Source organism: Desulfonatronospira sp., from assembly GCA_003563255.1.
Taxonomy (GTDB): domain Bacteria; phylum Desulfobacterota; class Desulfovibrionia; order Desulfovibrionales; family Desulfonatronovibrionaceae; genus Desulfonatronospira.
Map to the genome: position 1 here is coordinate 1 of PWSL01000044.1, position 3,802 is coordinate 3,802.

Consider the following 3,802-nt stretch of genomic DNA (forward strand, 5'->3'; position numbering starts at 1 on the left):
GCTTGAGGCGCACAGGGCATACCATGGAAGATAGCGGTTACTTAAATCACGTGCAGTAATAATAGGATAGATACTGAAACCTCAAGCTATTTAACCGGGTAAACCGTGGGTCTGTGAGGCAAAGTAAACCTGGCGTTTCTTGGCATGGTGAACCTCCATGGGGTGAGGGTTGATGTCTATGGAAAAAGAGGTAGCCGAAATGAGAATAAAAGTCCATAATTTTTCGTCTGTCCCCAATGCCTTCTGTTTTCTACCAGCCTGCAGGCGTTCTGGAAGCCCTTGTCCGTATGCAGGCTGAAGGTCACGAACTCGCACCTGTAAAATACCTCCATATGCTCCCGACTCATGAAATGGCCATTGGTGGAGAGGTGAATCCTGAAGTCCTGGGACAGGGCGTAGTCCAGCATTTCAAGGAACTCTGGATGCATGCAGCTCTCACCCCGCCAGAAGGGCAGGACCACTGCCTGGCTGTTTTCTTCCTGTATTTCATCCAGTAACTTTTTGTACATCTCCCAGGTCATGTAGCTCTCCTCAAGCTTGATATGCTGCCTGGGACACATGGGGCAGGATAGGTTGCAGTCTGGAGTGAGCTCCAAAACTATGCGGCTAGGAAATGATTGTATTTTGTCAGTAGTCATAAGTTAGCTGGTGGCTGGTGGCTGATAGCTCGTAGCTCATCGCTCGTGGGTATAAGGTTACAGCGCAAAAAGTCTGTAATGCCTGGCAAACCTGAAAATATTTTCATGTGTTGTTCACTGTATCCCTGATTACTTCGCAAATTCTTTCCTGCTCCTGCCAGGAAAGATACGGATGCATGGGCAGACTGAAACATCTGGAGGCGCAGTCCTCAGCCACGGGGAAATCTCCCTGTCTGTATCCCAGGGGCTCGAACAACGGCTGTAAGTGCAGAGGCCGGCCGTAGTAGATCACGCTTGGGATTCCAGCATTCTTGAGTCTGGTCTGCAGATCAGATCTTTGCTCGCTGTCCATTGCCAGGACAGTGTACAAGGCCCAGGCGCTGTTGTACCCTTGGGGGACAAAAGGAGGTACAAGGGCCGAGGAGCCAGGGCCAAGCAATTCATTATAGTATTGAGCTGCCTGGCGGCGCTGTTCCAGCTCGTGGGGGTAAATCTCCAGCTTAGGGAGCACAATTGCTGCCTGCAGAGTATCCATGCGACCTTTTAGGCCCAGCCGGATAGTGTCATACTTGGAAGCTCCCAGTGAAACCCTGCTATGCAGGAAATCCTTCGGATTTGTTTCACCGGGCAGGCCCTGGCCGTGCACCCGGATGGACTTGAGCTTGTCAGCCAGGTCTGCATTGTCTGTAAAAAGAGCACCTCCGTCACCGTAACCGCCCAGGGGCTTGGAAGGAAAGAACGATGTACACCCGATATCTCCCAGGGTGGGACACAAGCCGCCCTGGTATTCCGCCCCGAAAGACTGGGCCGCATCCTGGATTATCGTAATTCGTTGATCGTTCGTCGTTCCTCGTTCTTCGTTATAAGAGGAAACCACGGAGAAAATGCGGTCATAATCGCAGGGCAGACCGTAGAGATCTACGGGGATTACACATTTGGGATTTAACTGGCATGGGGCCTCGGTGAAACTCCTGTCTTCGACAGGAAGCCCTCCGGGCTGTTTCACGGGGTAAACATGGGGCATGGAGCCTGGAGTACGAGGCAAAGGATGTTGAGAAGGATCGTTTTGCTGCACAGCCTGGATGGCCTGTTCCAGCTTGTCCGGGTCAATGTTGTAGGTCTGGGGGTCTATGTCCACGAATACCGGGGTAGCACCCAGTCTGGCTATCACGTCTGCCGTGGCTATGAAAGTGAAAGGAGTGGTGAATACCGCGTCACCGGGGCCTACATCGAGAGCCATAAGGGACATGAGCAGGGCGTCCGTGCCAGAGGAGCAGCTGATACAGTGCTTTACACCTGTATACTCTGCCAGGCGATTTTCCAGCTCTGCCACCTCCGGACCCAGGATATACCTGCCGTGATGCAGGACAGTATGAATATTCTTCTCCAGGGATGTACGGATACCATCTTGCTGAGCGGCCAGGTCCACGAAGACGATTGACGAGGATGCAGGTTCCCGCAGCCAGCCTGGGACCTCAGAGGGCATAAGTTCCAAAACCTCTGTCCCTGAAGTATCAAAGCGCTTTTCATTGGTGACAATGGAAGTCGGGCTATTTAACAGGGAGGCTGCACGAACAATCTGGGCATCTTCCAGGTCCGTACGCGAAAGTAAATTGTCATCCTGCTGGAATCCAAAACAGCTCAAAACAGAGACGTACTCAAATAGTTGCTCCATTAGCTGCCTTGAAGTGAGCTTGGCTGTGTGGGGATCAGCACCGTCTCTTTTCAGTTCCCTGCGGGTAACGTATTCAAGTACATGCAGGCTGGAGCTGCATATCCAACAGTTATACCCATCACCCGTTCCCGATTCCAGAATACCAGCCAGTTGCAGTAGTTGAGCTTCGGATTTGCGCTCCAGCCAAAGGTCGAGGATGACATTGACATCAAAAACAAGGTTTTTCATTGTCCGTATTTTTCCCCAAGAGCTTCTGCATAGGCATCATTATCTTCTCCCACACTTGCAGAAGGTCGCTGCCTGTGCATCGAGCCCAGGATTCTGCGAAACTTTGCCAGAAGCTTAGATCCCGCCTCCTCTGAAGACGGGGCAGATTTCTCCTGTTTTGAGCCGGCCTCTGTGGATAAAACTACATCATCCGGAAGATCCACTAGCACTGTAAATTCTTCCCGGCTAAGCCTGATGGGAACTGAAAATTCAAGGCAGCCCCGATTGTAAGTGGCCTTTATCTGCATGATTATCTCCAGAATTTAGGTTTTCAGCTATCTGAATCTATGCCTTCTCCGAGGATATACACTAAGGCTGGCTGTGTCTGCAACACAAAAAATAACGATTTGCTTCGCCCATCCCCGGTTGAATAAAAGGCCCCGATAAAACAGCCAGAGGTTTTATCGCAATGTGCTGGAAGTACACGGGGCCAGGAAGGCAGAAATTCAACGAGGCAAACAGGTTGCACGGCTTGCACTGACATTGATTCTAAGCCGTTAACTTATGACTTTCCGGATCACAAATGTACTGCTTATTGCATTTGACGCAGACCAGGTCCTCCTCCAGCCTTTCTCCACACATACATACCCAGCCGGTCTGGCGGGCGGGATTGCCCGTAACCAGGGCATGGTCCGGCACGTCCCTGGTGACCACGGTCCCGGCTCCCACAAAAGCATAACTGCCGATAGTCACTCCGCAGATAAAGGTGCAGATAGCTCCGAGGGTAGCATGATTTTTGACCAGGGTGTTCCTGACCTGGTCCATCTTGCGGATGGCGGCTCTGGGATTGAAGATATTGGTAAACACCATACCTGGCCAGCAGAAGACACTCTTGGGAACTACCTCAAGGGCGGGGTATGCAGGGTATGTTAAAAAAAATACTAAAGGCAGGCGGAGTATAGCGGGATACTGGCAACATAACTAAACTCGCAACATAATGTCCCTTCCCATTTAGGTTGGCGCTCACAATGGGTAACAAAGGCGCTGAATTGCCCACATCAGGCAATGCCTGAAATGGGTAAAAAGTCGCCTTAAGTGCCCATAGTATACCTAGCATGAAATGGGGAAGGTAGATACCGGGGGAATAGGTGATGGATTGCCCAATTTGTGCATTGCTTGAAATGGGTAAATGACGTGCTGAATTGCCCAAAACATGCCATGCATGAAATGGGGAATCTGGGGGATTAATTGCCCAAAGCATACCATGCTTGAAATGGGTAAC

The 3,802-nt window shown here is 50.9% G+C and carries 5 protein-coding genes; all 5 read right to left on the reverse strand.

The genetic code is table 11. The features are described 5' to 3' along the window. Window positions 1-176: 176 nt before the first annotated feature. Window positions 177-638, reverse strand: coding sequence for a radical SAM protein (locus QZP87_RS01395; RefSeq protein WP_291321135.1), 462 nt, complete (start codon window positions 636-638; stop codon window positions 177-179). A 103-nt stretch (window positions 639-741) separates the two neighbouring features. Further along, on the reverse strand, window positions 742-2,541 hold the full coding sequence (locus tag QZP87_RS01400) for a DegT/DnrJ/EryC1/StrS family aminotransferase (protein ID WP_363330969.1): 1,800 nt from the start codon (window positions 2,539-2,541) through the stop codon (window positions 742-744). After that, a complete protein-coding gene (locus tag QZP87_RS01405) occupies window positions 2,538-2,828 on the reverse strand; it encodes a hypothetical protein (RefSeq protein WP_291321136.1) in 291 nt (96 codons plus the stop codon). The genes QZP87_RS01400 and QZP87_RS01405 overlap by 4 nt, the downstream gene beginning before the upstream one ends. Before the next feature lie 241 nt (window positions 2,829-3,069). Then, window positions 3,070-3,390 (reverse strand): hypothetical protein, encoded by a 321-nt coding sequence (locus tag QZP87_RS01410; protein ID WP_291321137.1) that lies wholly within the window; start codon window positions 3,388-3,390, stop codon window positions 3,070-3,072. Between the two features lie 34 nt (window positions 3,391-3,424). Then, a partial coding sequence (locus tag QZP87_RS01415) for a hypothetical protein (RefSeq protein ID WP_291321138.1) occupies window positions 3,425-3,802 on the reverse strand: 378 nt, incomplete at its 5' end.